Origin of the sequence: Streptococcus sp. AS14 (genome assembly GCF_000286495.1) — a bacterium.
Lineage (GTDB): Bacteria > Bacillota > Bacilli > Lactobacillales > Streptococcaceae > Streptococcus > Streptococcus sanguinis_P.
The window spans coordinates 43,440-65,250 of sequence record NZ_ALKI01000014.1; the positions used below are offsets into that span (position 1 = coordinate 43,440).

17 protein-coding genes, 1 tRNA gene and 1 other RNA gene are annotated in these 21,811 nt (G+C 46.7%); 16 read left to right on the forward strand and 3 right to left on the reverse strand.

Annotated elements, in window-relative coordinates; genetic code table 11:
* Positions 1–55 precede the first annotated feature (55 nt).
* From rapZ to whiA, 3 genes are read left to right on the forward strand one after another with little or no spacing between them, the layout of a single operon-like run.
* Positions 56–946, forward strand: a complete 891-nt coding sequence (gene rapZ, locus HMPREF1150_RS04075; protein WP_002921728.1) for an RNase adapter RapZ — start codon at positions 56–58, stop codon at positions 944–946.
* Positions 943–1,920, forward strand: a complete 978-nt coding sequence (locus HMPREF1150_RS04070; protein WP_002902735.1) for a YvcK family protein — start codon at positions 943–945, stop codon at positions 1,918–1,920. The genes rapZ and HMPREF1150_RS04070 overlap by 4 nt, the downstream gene beginning before the upstream one ends.
* A complete protein-coding gene (gene whiA, locus HMPREF1150_RS04065; protein WP_002912116.1) occupies positions 1,917–2,828 on the forward strand; it encodes a DNA-binding protein WhiA in 912 nt (303 codons plus the stop codon). Before HMPREF1150_RS04070 ends, whiA begins: the two co-directional genes overlap by 4 nt.
* A gap of 33 nt (positions 2,829–2,861) precedes the next feature.
* On the opposite strand, the gene HMPREF1150_RS04060 is transcribed toward whiA, so the two are convergent.
* On the reverse strand, positions 2,862–3,830 hold the full coding sequence (locus HMPREF1150_RS04060; protein WP_009659977.1) for an NAD(P)/FAD-dependent oxidoreductase: 969 nt from the start codon (positions 3,828–3,830) through the stop codon (positions 2,862–2,864).
* A 111-nt stretch (positions 3,831–3,941) separates the two neighbouring features.
* The gene (locus HMPREF1150_RS04055; protein WP_009660016.1) at positions 3,942–5,258 is read right to left on the reverse strand and encodes an FAD-containing oxidoreductase; all 1,317 of its coding nucleotides are present in this window, start codon (positions 5,256–5,258) and stop codon (positions 3,942–3,944) included.
* A gap of 189 nt (positions 5,259–5,447) precedes the next feature.
* Between HMPREF1150_RS04055 and HMPREF1150_RS04050 the strand changes: the two genes are divergently transcribed.
* The 6 genes from HMPREF1150_RS04050 (at position 5,448) to rpsU (ending at position 9,909) form a co-directional block, all read left to right on the forward strand.
* Complete coding sequence (locus HMPREF1150_RS04050) at positions 5,448–5,804, forward strand: DUF1304 domain-containing protein (RefSeq protein ID WP_002933015.1); 357 nt, start codon at positions 5,448–5,450, stop codon at positions 5,802–5,804.
* Between the two features lie 114 nt (positions 5,805–5,918).
* On the forward strand, positions 5,919–6,296 hold the full coding sequence (locus HMPREF1150_RS04045; RefSeq protein WP_002895954.1) for a BlaI/MecI/CopY family transcriptional regulator: 378 nt from the start codon (positions 5,919–5,921) through the stop codon (positions 6,294–6,296).
* Positions 6,297–6,311: 15 nt separating this feature from the next.
* Positions 6,312–7,781: a M56 family metallopeptidase gene (locus HMPREF1150_RS04040; RefSeq protein WP_009659991.1), complete on the forward strand. Its 1,470-nt coding sequence runs from the start codon at positions 6,312–6,314 to the stop codon at positions 7,779–7,781.
* A 377-nt stretch (positions 7,782–8,158) separates the two neighbouring features.
* Positions 8,159–8,890 carry a polyphosphate polymerase domain-containing protein gene (locus tag HMPREF1150_RS04035; protein ID WP_009659986.1) on the forward strand — a complete coding sequence of 244 codons (732 nt, stop codon included), beginning with the start codon at positions 8,159–8,161 and terminating at the stop codon, positions 8,888–8,890.
* An 11-nt stretch (positions 8,891–8,901) separates the two neighbouring features.
* On the forward strand, positions 8,902–9,585 hold the full coding sequence (locus HMPREF1150_RS04030; protein WP_009660012.1) for a DUF4956 domain-containing protein: 684 nt from the start codon (positions 8,902–8,904) through the stop codon (positions 9,583–9,585).
* Positions 9,586–9,732: 147 nt separating this feature from the next.
* Positions 9,733–9,909, forward strand: a complete 177-nt coding sequence (rpsU, locus tag HMPREF1150_RS04025) for a 30S ribosomal protein S21 (RefSeq protein ID WP_000048054.1) — start codon at positions 9,733–9,735, stop codon at positions 9,907–9,909.
* 113 nt (positions 9,910–10,022) lie between these two features.
* Here rpsU and mscL read toward each other — a convergent pair whose 3' ends face one another.
* On the reverse strand, positions 10,023–10,406 hold the full coding sequence (gene mscL / locus HMPREF1150_RS04020) for a large conductance mechanosensitive channel protein MscL (RefSeq protein ID WP_009660015.1): 384 nt from the start codon (positions 10,404–10,406) through the stop codon (positions 10,023–10,025).
* Between the two features lie 154 nt (positions 10,407–10,560).
* On the opposite strand from mscL, the gene dnaG reads away from it, so the two are divergent.
* From dnaG to HMPREF1150_RS11765, 7 genes are all read left to right on the forward strand, one after another.
* A complete protein-coding gene (gene dnaG / locus HMPREF1150_RS04015; RefSeq protein WP_009660003.1) occupies positions 10,561–12,345 on the forward strand; it encodes a DNA primase in 1,785 nt (594 codons plus the stop codon).
* Between the two features lie 2 nt (positions 12,346–12,347).
* Positions 12,348–13,460: an RNA polymerase sigma factor RpoD gene (gene rpoD, locus HMPREF1150_RS04010; RefSeq protein ID WP_002897871.1), complete on the forward strand. Its 1,113-nt coding sequence runs from the start codon at positions 12,348–12,350 to the stop codon at positions 13,458–13,460.
* A 126-nt stretch (positions 13,461–13,586) separates the two neighbouring features.
* Positions 13,587–13,925: a metal-sulfur cluster assembly factor gene (locus HMPREF1150_RS04005; RefSeq protein WP_002895943.1), complete on the forward strand. Its 339-nt coding sequence runs from the start codon at positions 13,587–13,589 to the stop codon at positions 13,923–13,925.
* Between the two features lie 81 nt (positions 13,926–14,006).
* Positions 14,007–14,355: a transfer-messenger RNA gene (gene ssrA, locus HMPREF1150_RS11760) on the forward strand.
* Positions 14,356–14,521: 166 nt separating this feature from the next.
* Positions 14,522–15,367, forward strand: coding sequence for a DUF695 domain-containing protein (locus HMPREF1150_RS04000; RefSeq protein WP_009659984.1), 846 nt, complete (start codon positions 14,522–14,524; stop codon positions 15,365–15,367).
* 38 nt (positions 15,368–15,405) lie between these two features.
* A tRNA-Ser gene (locus tag HMPREF1150_RS03995) sits at positions 15,406–15,493 on the forward strand.
* A gap of 210 nt (positions 15,494–15,703) precedes the next feature.
* A partial coding sequence (locus HMPREF1150_RS11765) for an accessory Sec-dependent serine-rich glycoprotein adhesin (RefSeq protein WP_009659981.1) occupies positions 15,704–21,811 on the forward strand: 6,108 nt, incomplete at its 3' end.

Genomic DNA, 21,811 nt, shown 5'->3' on the forward strand with positions numbered 1-21,811 from the left:
AAAAGAGCAGGGGAAAACCACTCTTTGACGGATTCTATCTGATGAAAGGATTATTATGTCTGAGAAGAAAATTCAGCTTGTCATTGTGACTGGAATGAGCGGGGCGGGGAAAACCGTAGCCATCCAGTCTTTTGAAGACTTAGGTTATTTTACCATTGATAACATGCCGCCAACTCTGGTGCCGAAGTTCTTGCAGCTGGTCGAAGGGACTACTGACAATGATAAATTGGCTCTGGTTGTCGATATGCGCAGCCGTTCCTTCTTTTTGCAAATTCAGAACGTTTTGGATGAATTAGAGCAAAATGAGAATATTGATTTTAAGATTCTTTTCCTAGATGCGGCGGATAAGGAGTTAGTGGCTCGTTACAAGGAAACGCGTCGCAGCCATCCGTTGGCAGCTGATGGAAGGATTTTAGATGGGATTAAACTGGAGCGCGAACTTTTAGCTCCTCTGAAAAATCTTAGCCAAAATGTTGTGGACACAACAGATTTGACACCACGGGAGCTCAGAAAGACCATCTCTGAGCAATTTTCAAATCAGGCTGACATGCATAGTTTCCGCATTGAGGTCATGAGTTTTGGTTTCAAATACGGTCTGCCTTTGGATGCAGACTTGGTTTTTGATGTGCGCTTTCTGCCTAATCCCTACTATAAGCCTGAGCTACGCAATCAGACAGGCTTGGACAAGGATGTCTTTGACTATGTCATGAACCATGCCGAGTCAGAAGAATTTTACAAGAACTTGCTAGGCTTGATTGAGCCTATTTTGCCGGGATATCAGAAGGAAGGAAAGTCTATCCTGACTATCGCTGTGGGCTGTACGGGTGGTCAGCACCGCAGTGTAGCCTTTGCTCAGCGCTTAGCAGATGATTTGGCTAAAAATTGGCCGGTCAATGCCAGCCACCGCGACAAAAACCGTCGGAAAGAAACGGTGAACCGCTCATGAGAAAGCCACGAATTACAGTCATTGGCGGTGGAACAGGGATTTCAGTTATTTTAGACAGCCTGCGTAAAAAGGACGTAGAGATTACAGCCATTGTCACAGTAGCAGATGATGGCGGCAGTTCTGGTGAGCTGCGGAAAAACATCCAGCAGCTGACTCCGCCAGGTGACCTTCGAAATGTTCTGGTAGCCATGTCTGACATGCCAAAATTCTATGAGAAGGTCTTTCAGTATCGCTTTGCGGAAGGAGACGGCGTTCTAGCGGGGCATCCTTTGGGCAATCTGATTATTGCCGGTATTTCTGAAATGCAGGGCTCAACCTATAACGCCATGCAGCTTTTGACCAAGTTCTTCCATACGACAGGAAAAATTTACCCTTCTAGCGACACTCCCCTAACTCTGCATGCTGTGTTTGCAGATGGGACGGAAGTTGTCGGTGAAAGCAATCTGACCAGTAAGAGCGGAATGATTGAGCGGGTCTATGTGACCAATACCTATGATGACAAGAAGCCTGCTGCTAGCAAAAAGGTGGTTGAAAGTATCCTGGAAAGCGATATGGTGGTTCTGGGACCAGGTTCGCTATTTACCTCAATCTTGCCTAATCTCGTTATCGAGGAAATCGGCCAGGCTCTTTTGGATACCAAAGCAGAAGTGGCCTATGTTTGCAATATCATGACCCAGCGAGGTGAAACAGAGCATTTTTCAGACAGCGACCACGTCCAAGTACTGCATCGCCATCTAGGCAGGAAGTTTGTAGATACAGTCTTGGTTAATATCGAACATGTCCCTCACGAGTACATGGACAGTAATCAGTTTGACGAATATCTGATACAGGTGGAGCATGATTTTCAAGGACTCCAGGAGCAGGTTCCGCGCGTTATTTCTTCGAACTTTCTTCGTTTAGAAAATGGCGGAGCGTTCCATGATGGTGAGTTGGTCGTTGACGAATTGATGCAGATTATACAGGTACGTAAATGAGCTTTACAGTAAAAGTAAAAGAAGAATTGCTAAGTCTGGCAAGCAGAGATAAAAATGAGCTGTCAGCCATGATCAAGATGTCTGGCAGTTTGGGCTTGGCCAGCAGTGGTTTGACCTTATCAGTCACAACAGAAAATGCCAAGATTGCCCGTCATCTCTATGAGTTGCTGTCGGACCTCTATCAGGTCAAGTCAGAAATCCGTCACCATCAGAAGACCAATCTACGCAAGAACCGTGTATACACAGTATTTCTGGATCAGAAAGTAGAAGAAATCCTATCTGATCTGCACTTGGCTGACTCCTTTTTTGGTATCGAGGCAGGGATTGACCAGGCCATTTTGTCAGATGACGAAGCTAGCCGAGCCTACCTCCGGGGAGCCTTTCTCTCAAATGGCAGCATGCGGGAGCCAGACTCAGGTAAGTACCAGCTGGAAATTCTGTCCGTTTATCTGGATCATGCTGAGGATTTGGCTGCTTTGATGCGTCGTTTCCTACTGGATGCCAAGACCATTGAGCGTAAGAAGGGGGCTGTCACTTATCTGCAGCGTGCTGAAGACATCATGGATTTTCTCATTGTCATCGGGGCTATGGAAGCCATGGCTGAGTTTGAGTCTCTTAAGCTCATGCGGGAAGCGCGCAATGACCTCAACCGCGCTAATAATGCGGAGACAGCGAACATCGCCCGCACGGTCACAGCCAGTATGAAAACTATCAATAATATTGCCAAAATCAGCGATAATATTGGTATAGAGAGTTTACCTGTAGACCTGCAGGAGGTAGCCCAGCTTCGTATCCAACATCCAGACTACTCCATCCAGCAGCTAGCTGATAGTCTGAGCCGGCCACTGACTAAGAGCGGTGTCAATCATCGCTTGAGAAAAATCAATAAAATCGCAGATGAATTATAAAAGCTGCTGAGCTTGAGCTCGGCAGCTGTTTTTTTATAGGCTTGTAGAATGTTTGGGTTGGACTTTTTGCTCAGGATAGATATGGTTAATGGCATTGTTGACAGCAGTAGGTGCCTCACCTAGCCCAGTTGCAATCAGGTCAATCTTCCCCTCGTAGCTGCAGCAGTCTCCAGCTGCATAGATACCTGGCACAGAAGTTTCTTGCTTGCTGTTTACCAAAATCTTGTGACGGTTGAGCTCCAAGCCCCAATCTTTGAGATTGCCGACAGAGGATTTAAAACCGTAGTTGACAAAGAGATGATCCAGAGGCAGAAGCTGACTTTCCTCTCCCTTGACTTGGCTGATTTCCAAATGGGTAATCTTGCCATTTTCGCCGACCAATCGACTGGGTACAAATGGTGTCTTAATCTCAACACTAGAAGCCTTGAGTTCTTCTACACTATGCTCCAAAGCCCGGAAGTTGTCCCGACGATGAACCAGACTGGTTTCCGCAATCTTTTCAAAAGCTAGCGCCCAGTCAACTGCTGAGTCGCCGCCGCCCAGAACAACAACCTTTTTGCCTGCGTACTGGCTGATGCTTGACACATGATAGTGGAGGTTGCTGTAGTTTTCAGCATCGTCTAGCTCCAAAGCTCTCGGTTTGAAAGCACCACCTCCCATGGCGATGATAATGGTTTTGGTCTGATGCTGTGCTTGAGAAGTTGTGATGGTGAAGCCATCATCCGCTTTGACGATATCCAGCACCGTTTCATTGAGGCAAATCTCAGTCTGGAAAGTTTCCAGTTGCTCAATCAGGCGCTGAGTCAGTTCTTCGCCACTTAGATTGGTAAAGCCCGGTACATCCAGAATCTTCTTCTCTGGATAGAGAATGGCCGGCTGACCGCCCAGCTGAGGCAGGGAATCAATGATTTTAACCTTGGCTTGGCGCAGATGAGCGTAAAAAGCTGCGAATAGGCCAACTGGACCGCCGCCGACAATCGTAATATCATACAGTTCAGACATAATCTTCCTCAATCTTTTTAAAATAAACTAGCATTATTGTACCACAAAAAGGGGTTGAAATGTGAGCAAATGTTTTGAAGACATCTTAAAATCCCCATCAGGGGCTTAAAATTAGATTGCAAATAAATCATTGAGGTTTTCAGCCAATGTTGGATGGGTGAAGATTTGCTTGCTCAAGTAGGTGTAAGGAATCTTATTATCCATGGCTACAGTCAGTATATTGATAATTTCCTGTGCCCCTGCTGAGAAGATAGTCGCTCCTACGATTTCCTTGGTTTCAGTGTTGACAACAGCCTTGAAGGCACCGCGTAAGTCAGCGTTGACATGTCCGCGAGGCATTGCTGCGACTGGAATCTCTTTAACTGCAATCGGCAGGCCTTGCTCTTTGGCTTCCTTTTCAGTCAATCCGATTTGAGCCAAAGGCGGTGTGATGAACATGCTGGTAGGGACATTTTTACGGTCTTCCAGTGTGTAGCTGCCATCGCCAGCCAGATAGCTATAAAGGATACGGAAGTCATCCAGTGAGATATAAGTAAACTGCAGACCGCCATTGACATCGCCCGCTGCAAATACACCAGGTACAGATGTTTCCAAGTGCTTGTTGACCTTGATAGCTCCGCGCTCTGTCAGCTCGATATCTGTATTTTCCAACTGTAGTGGTTCAACATTCGGCTTGCGGCCAGTAGCATAGAGCAGGGCGTCAAAACGAAACTCTCCATCCTCTGTTACAACGACAACTTCAGCACCATCATTTTTAACCTGAGTAGTACGTACATTTTGTAAGAGCTGGATTCCGTCTTCTTCCATGTATTGCTTAGCTAGAGCAGCGATAGAAGGCTCTACTCTTGGAAGAAAGCCAGGAGCAGCATCCAGCACAGTCACCTGACTGCCCAATTTGTTGTAGAGTCCAGCGAATTCTAGTCCGATGTTACCGCCGCCCAGAACTCCTAAACGTTTAGGAAGTTCCTTCAGATTTTGAATGCTAGTTGAGTCATACACGTGCTCGGTCTCAGTCAGTCCTGAAATTGGCAGGACATTGGAAACGGCACCGGTATTGATGACAATAGTTTCAGCAGTCAGTTCCTCTTTCTCATCGCCAGCTGTGATTTCAATGACTTTATTGGAAATGAAATGAGCTTCCGCATCGATGATGTCAACACCAGCACCACTGATTGCTGCATAGTTCTTCCCGTTGAGACGGCTGGTTACAGCATTCTTCTCAGCCATGACTTGGTCGAAAGCCAGGCCTTTTTCAGCTGCGACAAGCAGGGTCTTGGTTGGGATGCAGGCGATATTGATGCAGGTTCCCCCGTACATAGCCTTGCTTCGCTCAATCAAAGCAACTTTTTTTCCTTGAGCCGCCATTTTGGCTGCCAATGTTTTACCGGCTTTCCCAAAGCCGATGACAATTAAATCATAGGTTAACATAATTTACCTCCATTTTTCAAAAAAGATTGTATCACATCTAGTCAGAAATTGCTGATTTCTGCTACGCTTTTTTTCTTCAGTATTTTTAGTATTTATTTTTATACATAATGTCCATTTTTGAGCAAGATTTTCGCAGTTCCAGTCAGTCTGTGTTATACTAAGTTTCGTTATTTATTTTAGGAGGGTAAAATGTCTATTATTACATTGATTTTGGCAAGTTTGGTTGCCTTGGAATTTTTCTATATTTTGTACTTGGAGACCATCGCGACGACTTCTGCGGCGACAGCTCGGGTTTTCGGTATGTCGCAAGAGGAGTTGGAGCAGCAGTCGGTCAATACACTTTTCAAAAACCAAGGAGTTTATAACGGATTGATAGCTGTTTTGGTCTTGATTGCGGCCTTTGTACAGCCTAGTTCGTTTTGGCTGGGAATTTTTATGGTTTATATCATCTTGGTGGCAGCTTACGGTGCAGTGACCAGTGACCCCAAAATCCTGCTTAAGCAAGGAGGGCTGGCGATGCTGACCCTGCTTAGTTTATTTTTCTAATAGAGTGAGGAAAATTGATTTCCCACTCTTTTTTTATATAATGATTGACTTTTTTATTAGACAAGTGTAGAATAAAATTAGAAATAGCATTAATTTAGAAAGTGCGTGGGAACGATGAAAAGATCTATTAAACGTTTGCCGGACGGGGAATTTACTATTTTAAAGGTAATTTGGCAGCTGCCTACTCCGACGACCTCTGCCCGTATTATGGAAAAGCTGGGACCAGACAACCACTGGAAGCCCCAGACTTTGCTGACAGTCTTGGCTCGCTTGACGGAGAAGGGCTTTTTAGAAAGTGTCCGCAAGGGACGTGAAAGGCAGTATACAGCCTTGATCTCAGAAGATGAGTATCTGGAAGTTGAGGCTTCGGATTTCTTGAAGCGTCACAGTGGCCGTTCTATGGGCGGGTTTGTCAAAACACTCTTTTCTTCTAACTCCTTTTCGGAAAATGAATTGGATGAGCTGCGCAGTCTGCTCAACCAAGGAAAGTAGGATGGAGGGATAAGCATGAAACAGTTCCTTCTTTCTTTTCTTCTGACCAGTTTGTCGACATCCATTTTGGTGCTTTTGCTTAGTCTGCTTTTTACGGCCTTTAAGACTAAGATTTCGGTCAGAGTGAAGTATTTTATTTGGTTTCTGATATTGCTGAGTTTTCTGTTTCCGTTCCGTCCTCAGCTCGGCTCAGGCCTGATTCGGCTGAATACAGGCTCGGTAGTTCAGACAGCAGTGACTGCCACCCAGACAGGTGGTGCTCAGGGCGCTTCTCCAGCAGTTGAAAAAGCTGCCCAGCCAAATCTGTGGGAGGCTTTTCTCGGTCTGCCTTGGTTTGAGATTCTCTTTGCCATCTGGCTGATTGGCTTTGTCTTTAGTATAGGAAGATACGCTTATTCTTATATTCGCTTCAGAAAGATGCTGAAGCGCTGGGGCACGGAGTTTCAGGACGAAGAAGCAATGGCTCAGCTCCGGGCTGTTCAGCAGGAGATGGGAGTTAAGGGCCAGATTCGTCTGCTCCACTATCCTATGTCCCAAAGTCCTATGCTGCTAGGTTTCAGAGATATTTTAATCGTGCTTCCAGAACTTGACTACACGGAAGAAGAGCTGCAGCTGATTTTCAAGCATGAGCTGACCCACTACAAACACCGAGATGTTTTAATCAATCTCTTAGGGATTTTTGCCAAGAGTCTGCACTGGTTTAATCCGGTTGTCCGCTTTGCCTGCCGTGAAACCCAAGAAGCAGGAGAAATGTACTGTGACTACGATGTTCTGAGCTGTAGAGATACAGAGTATCGGACTTTCTATGGTGAAACGATTTTGACCATGATAGACCGCAGTAAGAAGACTCCAATTGCTCTGACGACTTGTTTTTACTCTGACAAGTTTAATCTCAAGCGGCGGATTGTCGGTATTATGGATAACCGCCTGCCTAAGAGGTTTCTGTCTGCTGCCTTTGTAGTAGCAGTCCCTCTCCTTTTGCTCTTGACTAGCTCGGTCTTTGCCTTAGAAAGCCCAGCTGCTCAACAAAGCCAACCTGTGGCGGGTCAAAAACAGCCCCAGGGACTCAGTCAGCGTCAGGCACTAGCATCCGTCTTAAAAGAGCTGTCTCTTTCTGAAAAGGATATTAAAGACCTCCAGATTGCGCGTGAGAAAGACACTTATAAGATTCGCTTCTCGCACGGGCAAACGGCCCATGAAACAATTGTCAATGCTAAGGATGGAAAACTAGTCAAATCCAAGCAGCATACTATTGTCGAAAAGACGGTAACGGTCGAAAAAGAAGTCAGCCCATCCTCATCAGCTGCATCAACTCCAGCTGACAACAGCGCTACTGCAGGCGCAGGGAATACGGGAGCAGCGGGCTCGACCAGAGCGAATACTGGAGCTAGTACAGCGACAGTTCAAACTCCGTCTCAGAACAGTTCCTCTCATACGACAGATACTGATGATTCGGACGATGATGATGACCATGATGACGATTAAATAAAGGATTCTGCCAGTTTAAGTTTCTTAAAAGCTTAGATTGGTAGAATTTTATTATCTTCTCAAAGGGGGATTTGGCAATCCTCCAAGAGCAGTTTGTCATCAGTTTATCTTTATTTTAGGACGATTTTGCTTACAGTTTGCACTTCGTTTCCTAATGCAAAAAAAACTGAAAGATTATTTATCTTTTTTCTTGACATTCATAAACGACAATTGTAGAATATACTTATAAACTACATTTGTAGAATGTTTTTGAAAAATACTGCTTGGAAAGGAGAAGAAAGCAAAGCCTATCCAGACGCTTGTAGGATGCAGAGCGGAAGCTCTATTTCTTTTAAAAGAACAAACTACATTTGTAGAATCAAAGGAGAATTCAAATGAAACAAAAGCAAATCCAAACAAACTTCCAACGAATCGAAACGAAGTATATTCTTGACCGAGCAATGCTAGCTCGTCTTGAAGCTGACATGAGACCTTACCTCACCGCAGATGATTATGCGACATCAACCATTTCCAATGTGTATTTTGATAATGATGAGTTCCAGATGATTCAGGATTCCATTGCCAGAAAAGGCGGTCGTGAAAAGATGCGGATGCGGACTTATGCTGAGCAGCCGAATGATGATAGTCAAGTTTTCTTGGAAATCAAGAAGAAACGCGATGAAGTAGGCTTCAAATATCGTTTGGTTTCTAATCCTCTCTCCGTGACGAACTATATTGTGAATGGTGTGGCAGACCATACTATTTCTGATGACCGGGTCAAGGCAGAAGTGGAGCAGTTACAGGAGCGCTATATAGACTTGAAGCCAAAAATGGTGATTAGCTATGACCGCTACTCTATGAGAGGATTGGAAGATAAAAAGGTACGTGTGACAGTTGATTCCAACATCCGCTACCGAGATTATGATGTAGACTTGGCTTTAGGCCGCTATGGACTGCCCTTGCTGGAAGACGACAAGGTGATTATGGAAATCAAGGTTCCTGGTCAATATCCTCAGTGGCTGGCCGATATTCTGAACAAATACGGTCTTGAAGATCAATCCTTCTCAAAATACGGCAATGCCTACCTGAAAACTAAAGAAAGGCTGACTCAAACAGTCAAGGCCTAAGGAGGTAGTCTATGCTCAATCAGTTATTTAACAGTATCTACTCTTCTACGGAAGTCAAGATAAATCCTTTAGCATTGATTTTTTCACTAGCAACTAGTGTGGTTTTAGGAATTATATTGGCCAAGGTCTATAAGCGCCAAACCATTTATACCAAGGAATTTGTCGTCACCCTCTCCCTTTTGCCAGCCATTATTTCCATTATCATCTTCTTGGTTAATGGAAATCTGGGTACCAGTGTCGCCGTAGCAGGGACTTTCAGCTTGATTCGCTTCCGGTCGGCCGCAGGTGGCTCCAAGGAGCTTCTAGCCATCTTTATGGCGACAGCTATCGGGATTACAACGGGGATGGGCTTTGTAGCATTGGGAATTGTCTTTACTCTAGCTATTTCAGGCATCTGGATGCTCTTTGAAAAGATGAGCTTTACTTCAGTCAGTCCGACAAGACGTTATGTCCAGGTTCAGGTTCCAGCTGACTTTGACTACGAAGTACTCTTTGATGCTATCTTTGAAACGACTTGTAAATCAGCCGAACTGACATCTCTCAAGTCGGCTGAAAAGAAGTCTATCAAGCTGGACTATGTTGTTGACTTGAATCCTGACATGACTGACAGGGAGCTTATTCAGCAGTTCCTGTTCTATGATAAGGTACAGGATATTTCCCTTTCCAAAGCCGCTAAGAAGCGTAAAACCCTCTAAGCAAAAGAAGACCAGCTGCAGCAGAGCAGTTGGTTTTCTTGTTTGTATCATAAAAAGGGGATACATCATACTTACAGAAAATACTTGACACTCTTTTCTATATGTGGTATGATTATATAGATTTTGGACTTGAAGGGAGTGAAAAAAATGTCAAAAACAGTAGTACGCAAGAATGAATCACTTGATGATGCACTTCGTCGTTTCAAACGTGCGGTTACTAAAGCTGGTACTCTTCAAGAAACACGCAAACGTGAATTCTATGAAAAACCTTCTGTAAAACGCAAACGCAAATCAGAAGCAGCTCGTAAACGTAAAAAATTCTAATTGAACAAAAAAGCAGACTCCGGTCTGTTTTTTGTTTTCACTCTTTGGAGAGAAGGGGATGATTGTGAGCAATAGGCAAGAAAAAAACACTGATTTTCATCAGTGAATTCTCTTTATTTTTTCTCAGCCAACAAAGCTTTGATTTCTTGCAGGACTTCCAATTCAGTTGGTCCAGCTGGCGCTTCTTCAACTTCTTCCTTCTTCTTAGCAAGGCTTTGTGCTTTTTCTGCAGACTTGACGATGAAGAAAAGAACAGTACCGATTACCAAGAAGTTAATTACAGCACTCAAGAAGTTACCATAAGCAATTCCGTTCCATTTCAGATCAGCAATTTGATTCAAGTGTGCAGCATCCAAAATTGGTTTGAGGAAGAGAGGAGTGATTACGTCAGTAATCAATGAAGTGACGATTGCTCCAAAAGCGTTGGCGATGATCACACCGACTGCCAAATCAATCACGTTCCCGCGCAGCAAGAATTCTTTAAGATCCTTTAACATTCTTTCTTTCCTTTCAAGAATTTATTAATGAGATTATATTATAGCTTATTTATATGACATCTACAAGATATTTGTTTGTCAAATATTTTACATTTGCTTCATTTTAGTATAAAATATAGAATGATATTCTATGATAAATTGGAGGTATTGTCTCTTGATTGATAAAGAAATCATTTCTGAAATTAAAAACAGCGTCAATATCGTCGATGTCATAGGAGAAACAGTGGCCTTGACTAAGGCTGGGCGGAATTTCCTGGGACTCTGTCCCTTTCATGGCGAAAAGACTCCCTCTTTTAACGTTGTAGAGGACAAGCAGTTTTATCACTGTTTTGGCTGCGGCAAGTCGGGCGATGTCTTCAAATTCATTGAGGATTATCGAGGCGTTTCCTTTATGGATGCTGTTCAGATTGTAGCAGAGCGGGCAGGGATTCCCTTGGCTGTAGAGACAGCGGGCAATGACCGACCGAGACAAAGCCATCCGCACCAGGCTCTCTACGATATCCATACCGAGGCAGCGAAATTTTACCATGCGGTCCTGATGACGACCAAGATGGGAGAGGAAGCGCGGGCTTATCTCTACCAGCGGGGGCTGACAGATGATGTTCTTAAGCATTTTCAAATCGGGCTGGCTCCTAATGAGGGCAATTATCTTCATAAGAGTATGGCTGGCAAGTTTGATGAGAATACCATCATGAACTCGGGTCTATTTAATCTGGCGGAGAATAATCTGGTCTATGATGCCTTTCAAAACCGAATTATGTTTCCCCTGACCAATGACAGTGGGCAGATTGTGGCTTTTTCCGGACGGATTTGGCAGGCAACGGCTACTGACGGCCATCAAGCCAAGTACAAAAACAGTCGCAGCACTGCTATTTTCAATAAAAGCTACGAGCTCTATCATCTGGATAAGGCCAAGCCGGTTATCAAGAAGAGCCATGAGGTTTATCTAATGGAAGGCTTCATGGATGTAATTGCGGCTTATCGGGCTGGGATTGAAAATGCGGTTGCCTCTATGGGAACAGCTCTGACACCTGAGCATGTCCAGCATCTGAGTAAGTATTGCAAGAAGATTATCCTGTCTTACGATGGAGATAGGGCAGGGCAGGCAGCGACTGCAAAGGCTTTGGATGAGCTGAAAGATATGACGGTGGAAATTGTTCGGATTCCAGATAATTTGGACCCCGATGAATTTCTAGCTAAAAATTCTGAGGAAGATTTGCAGCATTTGCTGAGTAAAACGCGAATAAGTAATGTGGAGTTTCTGCTGCATCATCTGAAACCAGATAATATTGAAAATCTACAGGCTCAGATTGAGTTTGTAGAGAAGATGGCGCCGATTATTGCGAAGACCAAGTCCATCACAGCGCAGAACTCCTACATCTACATGCTGGCGGAGCTGCTTCCGGACTTTGACTATCAGCAGGTGGAGCAGACGGTAAATAACAGCCGACTGGCTGAGCGCTCTAGTCGCAGTCAGGAGGCGCCGATTCAGCAGTCTCAACCAGTCGTCATGCAGTTTTCGCCCTCAAATCGGCTGAGTCGTCTCATGAAGGCGGAAAATCATATTTTCCACCGCATGATGCATCATCCTTTGATTTTGAACCAATACCGGCTGAGAGAAGACTTTGCCTTTGACTCGGAAGAATTGCAGGCCTTATATGAGATTTTGCTGGCAAATGGCGAGGTGACACCGCAGGATTTGTCCCAGCTGCCGGATCATGTCCAGCAGGCTTGGTACCGCGTTTTAGAAGAAGACTTGCCCGATGAGGTTTTAGAAGATGAATTGAAAGAAGTGGAAGAAACCAGAGAGCGGGAGATTTTGCGCAAGCATAATCAGTTTATTAGTAAGAAGATTCGAGAAGCCTCTCACAGCGGAGATACGGATACAGCCCTGTCCGAGCTAGAGCGCTTGATTGAGCAAAAAAGAAGAATGGAGTAGGAATGGCTACAAAACAAAAAGAAGTAACAACATTAGACGTTCAAATTGCAGAATTTATCCGCAACCACAAGCAGACAGGGGTTGCGACAGATGATGAAATCAATGACCAGCTGGTCATTCCTTTCACTTTGGATGCCGATGGGATTGAGGATTTGCTGCAGCGCATCCAGGATGCGGGCATCTCAATTACGGATAAAGAAGGAAATCCCAGCGCGCGTGTCTTAAATAACGAAGAGGAAGAAGCGGAGCTGACGGATGAAGAGCTCCTAGGCAGCAATTCAGCCAAGGTTAATGACCCAGTCCGCATGTATCTGAAAGAAATCGGGGTTGTGCCCCTTCTCAGCAATGAAGAAGAGCAGGAGCTGGCTATCTTGGTAGAACAGGGAGACTTGGAAGCCAAGCAGCGTCTGGCTGAGGCCAATCTTCGTCTGGTTGTTTCCATTGCTAAGCGTTATGTCGGTCGTGGTATGCAGTTCCTTGATTTGATTCAAGAAGGAAACATGGGGTTGATGAAAGCCGTTGATAAGTTTGACTACACCAAAGGATTTAAGTTTTCAACTTATGCGACTTGGTGGATTCGTCAGGCCATTACCCGTGCGATTGCTGACCAAGCTCGGACTATTCGGATTCCAGTCCACATGGTGGAAACCATTAACAAGCTAGTCCGCGAGCAACGCAATCTCTTGCAGGAATTAGGTCAAGATCCTACGCCTGAGCAAATCGCTGAGCGGATGGATATGACACCTGACAAGGTTCGTGAGATTCTCAAGATTGCTCAAGAGCCAGTTTCCTTGGAGACACCTATCGGTGAGGAAGATGACAGTCATCTGGGAGACTTTATCGAAGATGAAGTGATTGAAAATCCAGTCGACTATACTACTCGTGTCGTCCTTCGTGAACAGCTGGATGAGGTCTTGGATACGCTGACAGACCGCGAGGAAAACGTCTTGCGTCTGCGCTTTGGTCTGGACGATGGAAAAATGCGGACACTGGAAGATGTCGGCAAGGTCTTCAATGTAACTCGCGAGCGGATCCGCCAGATTGAAGCTAAGGCCCTGCGTAAGCTCCGCCATCCAAGCCGCAGCAAACCACTTAGAGACTTTATCGAAGATTAAGAACTGAAAAGCAGCGAGGGACAAAAATCTTTCAGCAGGAAGTATCAAGTCGGCAATCCTAACTGAAAGCAAAAGCCCCCTCGAGCTAACTTGAAATTTCTGCTATATCTATAAGGAGGATATTGCATGTCAGAAAAAAAATACAGCCCTGAAGAAGTTGAAAAAATCAAAACGCGTATTTTAGAGAGCTTGGAGCAGGTTATTGACCCAGAGCTGGGGATTGATATTGTCAATCTAGGTCTAATCTATGAAATCCGTTTTGATGAGACCAATGGAGAAACGGAAATCGATATGACCCTGACAACCATGGGATGCCCTCTGGCGGATCTTCTGACTGACCAGATTTATGACGCCATGTCAGATGTTCCAGAGGTTACCAAGACGGATGTTAAGTTGGTTTGGTACCCAGCTTGGACGGTGGAAAAGATGAGCCGCTATGCTCGGATCGCTTTGGGGATTCGCTAAGAACTGATAGTAAGTGCTGGCCTGCTGTTTGCAGGCTTTTGCTTTCTTTAGTAGATTCTGTTATAATGTTCTTATTGTCTTGGGGTCGTTACGGATTCGACAGGCATTATGCGGCACATTTTGCAACCCATCTAGCGGATGTAAAACGCCAGTTAAATATAACTGCAAAAAATAACAATTCTTACGCTTTAGCTGCCTAAAAACCAGCCAGCGTGACCCGATTCGGATTGCTTGTGTCTGATGACAGGTCTTATTATGAGCAAGCTACGGCAAAATCTGGTCTAGGGATTTTGCAAGAGAATTATAGACTCGCTTGACTTGGGCTTGAGCTATGTGTCAAAGTGAAGTTAAATCAATACATAGCCTATGGTTGTAGACAAATGTGTTAGCAGGTGTTTGGACGTGGGTTCGACTCCCACCGGCTCCATTATTTTAAAGCTTTTCTAAAACGTTGAGAAATCAGCGTTTTTTGCTTTTACAATGTCCAGGAAATCTTGATTTCTATCTGAAAAAGTAATACAATGATGTTAGTGATGACAAAGGAAATATTTGTATTTCTATTAGGTTGATTTCATAAGTATTAAGGGAAGTTTGATATGAGTTTTTTTAAGAATTTGTTTGGTAAGAAAAAAGAGCAAGAGGAAGAGAAAGTAGAAAAGGTAGAAGAATCAGTGCTTGATGTGCCTTCTGAAGATCCTTTTCCGAGTGAGTGGGGATCTTTCTCAACTTATATTGATGACAAGTTGGCTAGTATCCGTCTGAATCTAGCTCTTGCTGATGAGGCACCCTATCCTCTCTATGCCTATGCTATGAGGCTCAAGATTTCGCTCCTCCAGTACAATGGGGAGACGGGTTTTCCATCTAGTGATGAGTTTAAGGAGCTGAATGTGATTGAGGACCGGCTTTCTGAGGCTTTAGGGCAAGTCGGTGGCATTCATGTCGGTGTGATTACGACAGATGGAAATATTGAGTTTTACTACTATCTGCAAGACAAGAAAAGCCATCTGGAGCCAATTGCCGAAGTGATGCGCGACTTTCCAGACCGCCGCTATGACTCGGCAACCCTGGAAGACGAGGAATGGAATCAGTACTTTGATTTTCTCTATCCTAATGAATACGAGTATCAGACCATTCTCAACCAGCGGGTCTGGTACCAGCTGGAGCAGGACGGCGATGACCATAGTCAGGAGCGCGAGATTGACCATTGGGCCTATTTTGCGTCTGAGGAAGATCGAGATGGTTTCCTAAAGGAAGTCGAGGAACTGGGCTATAGCCTCGTATCCGCTGAAAAGATAGAGGATGCGGACAAACCATATCAGCTACACGTGATTCGTATGGATACGACAGAAATCTTTGATTTGAACCAGAATGTTTGGACTTTGGTTGAATTTGTGAAAAAATTTAACGGAAACTATGGCGGTTGGGGCTGTAATGTGGTATAATGGTTAAAGTTTTGAGAAAGCTGGACTTTCTCTTTTGTGGAAGATTACTCAAGAGGCTTAAGAGGCTGTGTTGGAAACGCAGTAGGCGTGTAAAAGCGTGCGTGGGTTCGAATCCCATGTCTTCCGTCATAAGATGCAAGAAACGCTGTTTGGCGTTTTTTCTATTTGTAAAAGAGGCATGAAAGTAAGGTGATTCTTTTTGAAAATGATTTATTTGGAAATGCTTGAAAACAATTTCAGCAAAAAAAATAAGTAATTTATTGTTCATTTTATATAATAGTGTGGTAAAATGGGATTAATGGATTTTTAAAAAGGATATAAATTAAAGGGAGAATTATGTTTTTTAAACGTCAAAAAGGTAAGTACCACGAAGTAGAGCGTGTGACTCGTTTTAAGCTGATTAAATCGGGCAAGCATTGGCTGCGTGCTGCGACATCACAGTTCGGCCTTTTTAGATCAATGAGAGGGGGAGGCCTTTCATCGATCGAGCTCAAGTTAACGGAAGAACAAGTTACCGATAAGAAGAGCGGCATAGACTTTTTGAGGGGCATTGTCGCCACGGGGGCCGTTCTGGGCGGAGCTGTTGTGACAAGCACAACTGTTCATGCAGAAGAAGGTCAGGCTCTGGAAAAGGTCATTGATACGACAGACGTTTTAGCGACACGTGGTGAAACAGTTTTAGGAGAAGAAAGTAGTGCTGCTGAAGCGGCAACCGCAACGGCAAGCTCACATACTGAGTCAGAGTCTGTATCAGATACATCCTCAGCCAGCGCCAGTGCTTCTGTTAGTGCGTCTATCTCTGCTAGCATTTCAGCTTCAGAGTCAGTGTCACAGTCTAGCTCTGCTTCTATCAGTGCCAGCACATCTCAGTCAGTCTCAGATTCCTTAAGTGTATCTGAGTCTCTTTCAGTGTCTTCAAGTACATCTGATTCGGTTAGTGCAAGCACTAGTGCGTCCGCTAGTGCATCAGAGTCAGTCTCAGCCAGTCAGACATCTACCACCTCTACATCAGAGAGTGCTAGATCCGAAAGCAGCCAGCAGTCGACAGAAGCTTCTAACCAGACAGGACGGAGAAGGGGCCGTCGGGCGGTGACACAGCCCAATTTCAATGAGACTAACCGTGATAGAGTCAACGGTGATATGATTGACAACATCACTACAAGCTTTGATGATCAGACTCGTCTGCTGACTTGGACTATCACCTTGTCACCTAACAAAGCACAGACTGGCAATATTGGGGCGCTTGTATCTATCGGAGAAGGTCAGGAAACTACAAGCGTTACTTTTAATGGTCGAGAAGCTACTAATTCTGGGACTGTTCAGTCATCTGGAGCTTGGAACCTCTATACTGGTCGTTCAGCAGCGACTACAACACTGCGAATTGTCACCAGAGTGGCAGAGACTACAGGTAATCCAGCTATTGCCCTGCGATTGGCAACAAGTACTCAAGCTATTACAAATAATAATTTTCCTGCTGAATACAGCGAAGTCGCTAGTAAGACTAGAGGAAGTTGGGATAAGATAGATTTGGATACCAATGTGCCGTTTAGAGATACAGAAAGACCAGTTGTTGATTTCCCTAGTGAAATTACTGTTTATCGTGGTGAGTCCTTTGAATTTGTTGCGACAGTAACGGATAATTCCAATGCTTTTGATCTTAATAAGACACTTTATCGTTGGTTGTATAGTAATCTTCCTGGAACCGGTACTGAATGGGTGAGATATTCAGTTGCGCAAGAAGGTAATCAGTTAAAGGTTCGAGTTTTTGGTAATGTTCCAGTCGATACAACGATTGGTGATTATACTCGTTACATAACTGCTACGGATGCGGCAGGGAACGTTAATGCAACACAAACAGAAATGGGTAATGCTGCTGTTGCAAAGACATCGGTAAATGGCCAGTTCAGATTGATTATTCGATACAAACCGAATATTCCAGAGAATACGTTAATAGTTAAGAACCCAAATCAATTATCAGAAACTGAAAAAAATCAGGTCAGAGAAGCAATTAAGCAGAGTAATCCAAACTTAAGACCACAAGACGTTGCAGGTAACAATTTAAATACTGCTATTTCCGTTTCTAATAATGGTACGACTACTATAACATTCAGAGATAACAGGAAGGCTACTGTTGAGGGTAGTAAGTTGGTAGATACAAGAGAAGGAAGTACTTCCAAATCTGCAAGCACCTCCGCATCCGTCAGTGCCTCTACCTCAACAATCGAATCTATTGCGGAAAGTAAGTCAGCCTCTGCTAGTGCCTCAACTTCAGCAAGCAGTTCCGCATCTACAAGTGCTTCTGTGTCAATTAAGAGCTCCGCGTCCACAAGTGCGTCTACAAGTGCAAGTACGTCCGCGTCGACGAGTGCATCCGTAAGTGCAAGTACCTCAGCTTCAACGAGTGCGTCCGTCAGCGCCAGCACATCGGCATCTACGAGCGCGTCCGTCAGCGCAAGTACGTCCGCGTCGACGAGTGCGTCCGTAAGTGCCAGCACGTCTGCGTCAACGAGTGCCTCAGTGAGCGCAAGTACCTCAGCGTCCACAAGTGCGTCCGTAAGTGCAAGTACCTCAGCGTCCACGAGCGCATCAGTTTCAGCAAGTACTTCAGCGTCGACGAGTGCCTCAGTATCCGCAAGTACGTCCGCGTCCACGAGCGCATCAGTCAGCGCAAGTACGTCCGCTTCAACGAGCGCGTCAGTAAGTGCAAGCACCTCAGCTTCAACCAGTGCTTCAGTCAGCGCAAGCACCTCGGCTTCAACAAGCGCGTCAGTGAGCGCAAGTACGTCCGCGTCGACAAGTGCTTCAGTCAGCGCAAGCACCTCGGCTTCAACAAGCGCATCTGTATCTGCCAGCACGTCCGCATCGACGAGTGCGTCAGTAAGTGCAAGCACCTCAGCTTCCACTAGTGCGTCAGTGAGCGCCAGCACGTCAGCATCGACGAGTGCTTCAGTGAGCGCAAGTACGTCTGCTTCCACGAGTGCCTCAGTAAGTGCAAGTACGTCCGCGTCCACGAGCGCCTCAGTAAGTGCAAGTACGTCTGCTTCCACGAGTGCCTCAGTAAGTGCAAGTACGTCAGCGTCGACGAGTGCGTCGGTAAGCGCAAGTACGTCCGCATCGACCAGTGCCTCAGTAAGCGCCAGCACGTCAGCTTCAACGAGCGCGTCAGTAAGTGCAAGTACGTCTGCTTCCACGAGTGCTTCAGTATCTGCAAGCACGTCAGCGTCGACGAGTGCGTCAGTAAGTGCAAGTACCTCAGCCTCCACGAGCGCTTCAGTGAGCGCCAGCACGTCCGCATCGACGAGCGCATCGGTAAGTGCAAGTACGTCCGCATCAACAAGCGCCTCAGTTTCAGCAAGCACCTCAGCGTCAATGAGCGCATCTGTATCTGCAAGCACATCGGCTTCAACAAGCGCCTCAGTTTCAGCAAGCACGTCCGCATCAACGAGTGCCTCAGTAAGTGCAAGCACGTCCGCATCAACGAGTGCGTCAGTAAGTGCAAGTACCTCAGCATCAACGAGCGCGTCAGTAAGTGCAAGTGCTTCAGCGTCGACGAGTGCATCTGTATCTGCAAGCACGTCAGCGTCAGTGAGCGCAAGTACGTCCGCATCGACGAGTGCGTCGGTATCTGCAAGTACCTCAGCCTCCACGAGCGCCTCAGTTTCCGCAAGTACCTCAGCCTCCACGAGTGCGTCAGTAAGTGCAAGTACCTCAGCCTCCACGAGTGCGTCAGTATCTGCAAGCATATCTGCATCGACGAGCGCATCAGTGAGCGCAAGTACGTCCGCGTCTACCAGCGCATCAGTAAGCGCAAGTACGTCCGCATCGACCAGTGCCTCAGTAAGCGCCAGCACGTCCGCTTCAACGAGTGCGTCAGTAAGTGCAAGTACCTCAGCGTCCACCAGCGCGTCTGTGAGCGCCAGCACGTCAGCATCGACGAGCGCATCAGTAAGTGCAAGTACGTCCGCGTCCACGAGCGCCTCAGTAAGTGCAAGTACGTCTGCTTCCACGAGTGCATCAGTAAGTGCAAGTACGTCCGCGTCGACCAGTGCGTCGGTAAGCGCAAGTACGTCCGCATCGACGAGTGCGTCGGTATCTGCAAGTACCTCAGCCTCAACGAGTGCTTCAGTATCTGCAAGCACGTCAGCGTCGACCAGTGCCTCAGTGAGTGCAAGTACGTCTGCTTCCACGAGTGCTTCAGTATCTGCAAGCACCTCAGCGTCTACTAGCGCGTCAGTAAGTGCAAGCACCTCAGCGTCGACAAGTGCTTCAGTAAGTGCAAGCACCTCAGCCTCCACGAGCGCTTCAGTGAGCGCCAGCACGTCCGCATCGACGAGCGCATCGGTAAGTGCAAGTACGTCCGCATCAACTAGCGCCTCAGTTTCAGCAAGTACGTCCGCATCGACGAGCGCATCGGTAAGTGCAAGCACCTCAGCATCCATGAGTGCATCAGTTTCAGCAAGCACATCTGCGTCCACGAGCGCCTCAGTAAGTGCAAGTACGTCCGCATCAACGAGTGCGTCAGTGAGTGCAAGTACTTCAGCGTCCACGAGCGCCTCTGTATCTGCAAGTACCTCAGCCTCAACGAGTGCATCTGTGTCTGCAAGCACATCTGCGTCCACTAGTGCATCAGTAAGTGCAAGTACGTCCGCGTCGACAAGTGCATCAGTGAGTGCAAGCACGTCTGCCTCAACGAGTGCCTCAGTAAGCGCAAGTACCTCCGCGTCCACAAGCGCGTCAATATCTGCAAGTACGTCCGCCTCAACGAGCGCGTCTACAAGTGCAAGCACGTCTGCGTCTACCAGCGCATCTGTATCTGCAAGCACATCAGCGTCTACCAGCGCATCTGTATCTGCAAGTGAATCTGCGTCAACCAGTGCGTCAGTATCTGCAAGTGAATCTGCGTCAACCAGTGCGTCAGTATCTGCAAGTACGTCCGCCTCAACGAGTGCGTCTGTAAGTGCAAGTACGTCAGCGTCCACAAGCGCGTCTGTGTCTGCAAGTACATCTGCCTCAACGAGTGCATCAGTTTCTGCAAGCACATCAGCGTCTACCAGCGCATCTGTATCTGCAAGTGAATCTGCGTCAACCAGTGCGTCAGTATCTGCAAGTACGTCAGCATCAACGAGCGCGTCTACAAGTGCAAGCACGTCTGCGTCGACTAGCGCGTCAGTAAGTGCAAGTACGTCCGCATCGACGAGTGCGTCAGTATCTGCAAGTGAATCTGCGTCAACCAGTGCGTCAGTATCTGCAAGTACGTCCGCCTCAACGAGCGCGTCCACAAGTGCGTCAGTATCTGCCAGCACGTCAGCGTCCACAAGCGCGTCAGTAAGTGCAAGCACGTCCGCGTCCACAAGTGCGTCCGTAAGTGCCAGCACGTCTGCCTCAACCAGCGCCTCAGTATCTGCAAGCGAATCGGCATCGACCAGTGCATCCGTAAGTGCCAGCACGTCAGCTTCCACGAGTGCGTCAGTAAGCGCAAGTACGTCAGCTTCCACGAGCGCGTCCACAAGTGCCAGCACGTCTGCCTCAACGAGTGCGTCTGTGTCAGCAAGTACGTCGGCATCAACGAGTGCGTCCGTAAGTGCCAGCACGTCCGCGTCGACTAGCGCATCAGTATCTGCAAGTATGTCAGCATCAACGAGTGCATCCGTAAGTGCAAGTACGTCCGCGTCCACAAGCGCATCCGTCTCAGCAAGCACGTCCGCATCAACGAGTGCGTCAGTATCCGCAAGTACGTCAGCTTCCACGAGTGCCTCTGTATCCGCAAGCACATCAGCGTCGACTAGCGCTTCAGTATCCGCAAGTACCTCAGCGTCGACGAGTGCGTCAGTGAGCGCAAGCACGTCCGCATCGACTAGCGCGTCAGTTTCTGCAAGTACGTCCGCGTCAACTAGTGCGTCAGTAAGTGCCAGCACGTCCGCGTCCACAAGCGCGTCTGTGTCTGCAAGTACGTCCGCGTCGACGAGTGCATCAGTAAGTGCAAGTACGTCAGCTTCAACGAGTGCATCAGTATCTGCAAGTACGTCCGCATCGACTAGCGCTTCAGTATCAGCAAGTACATCAGCTTCAACGAGCGCGTCAGTAAGTGCCAGCACCTCAGCGTCGACGAGTGCATCAGTTTCTGCAAGCACATCAGCGTCTACCAGCGCATCTGTATCTGCAAGTGAATCTGCGTCAACCAGTGCGTCAGTAAGTGCAAGTACGTCAGCTTCAACGAGCGCGTCTACAAGTGCAAGCACGTCTTCGTCGACTAGCGCGTCAGTAAGTGCAAGTACGTCCGCATCGACCAGCGCGTCTGTGTCTGCCAGCACGTCCGCTTCAACGAGTGCGTCAGTATCTGCAAGTGAATCTGCGTCAACCAGTGCGTCAGTAAGTGCAAGTACGTCAGCTTCAACGAGCGCGTCTACAAGTGCAAGCACGTCTGCGTCGACTAGCGCGTCAGTA

Excerpts from the sequence above, each read along its gene's own strand:
- HMPREF1150_RS04055 (WP_009660016.1), bottom strand. The coding sequence starts at position 5,258 with ATGTTAACCTATGATTTAATTGTCATCGGCTTTGGGAAAGCCGGTAAA.
- HMPREF1150_RS04005 (WP_002895943.1), top strand. The coding sequence starts at position 13,587 with ATGTCAGAAAAAAAATACAGCCCTGAAGAAGTTGAAAAAATCAAAACG.
- rapZ (WP_002921728.1), top strand. The coding sequence starts at position 56 with ATGTCTGAGAAGAAAATTCAGCTTGTCATTGTGACTGGAATGAGCGGG.
- HMPREF1150_RS04040 (WP_009659991.1), top strand. The coding sequence starts at position 6,312 with ATGAAACAGTTCCTTCTTTCTTTTCTTCTGACCAGTTTGTCGACATCC.
- HMPREF1150_RS04060 (WP_009659977.1), bottom strand. The coding sequence starts at position 3,830 with ATGTCTGAACTGTATGATATTACGATTGTCGGCGGCGGTCCAGTTGGC.
- HMPREF1150_RS04050 (WP_002933015.1), top strand. The coding sequence starts at position 5,448 with ATGTCTATTATTACATTGATTTTGGCAAGTTTGGTTGCCTTGGAATTT.
- rpsU (WP_000048054.1), top strand. The coding sequence starts at position 9,733 with ATGTCAAAAACAGTAGTACGCAAGAATGAATCACTTGATGATGCACTT.
- mscL (WP_009660015.1), bottom strand. The coding sequence starts at position 10,406 with ATGTTAAAGGATCTTAAAGAATTCTTGCTGCGCGGGAACGTGATTGAT.
- HMPREF1150_RS04045 (WP_002895954.1), top strand. The coding sequence starts at position 5,919 with ATGAAAAGATCTATTAAACGTTTGCCGGACGGGGAATTTACTATTTTA.
- whiA (WP_002912116.1), top strand. The coding sequence starts at position 1,917 with ATGAGCTTTACAGTAAAAGTAAAAGAAGAATTGCTAAGTCTGGCAAGC.
- HMPREF1150_RS04035 (WP_009659986.1), top strand. The coding sequence starts at position 8,159 with ATGAAACAAAAGCAAATCCAAACAAACTTCCAACGAATCGAAACGAAG.
- HMPREF1150_RS04000 (WP_009659984.1), top strand. The coding sequence starts at position 14,522 with ATGAGTTTTTTTAAGAATTTGTTTGGTAAGAAAAAAGAGCAAGAGGAA.
- HMPREF1150_RS04070 (WP_002902735.1), top strand. The coding sequence starts at position 943 with ATGAGAAAGCCACGAATTACAGTCATTGGCGGTGGAACAGGGATTTCA.
- rpoD (WP_002897871.1), top strand. The coding sequence starts at position 12,348 with ATGGCTACAAAACAAAAAGAAGTAACAACATTAGACGTTCAAATTGCA.
- HMPREF1150_RS04030 (WP_009660012.1), top strand. The coding sequence starts at position 8,902 with ATGCTCAATCAGTTATTTAACAGTATCTACTCTTCTACGGAAGTCAAG.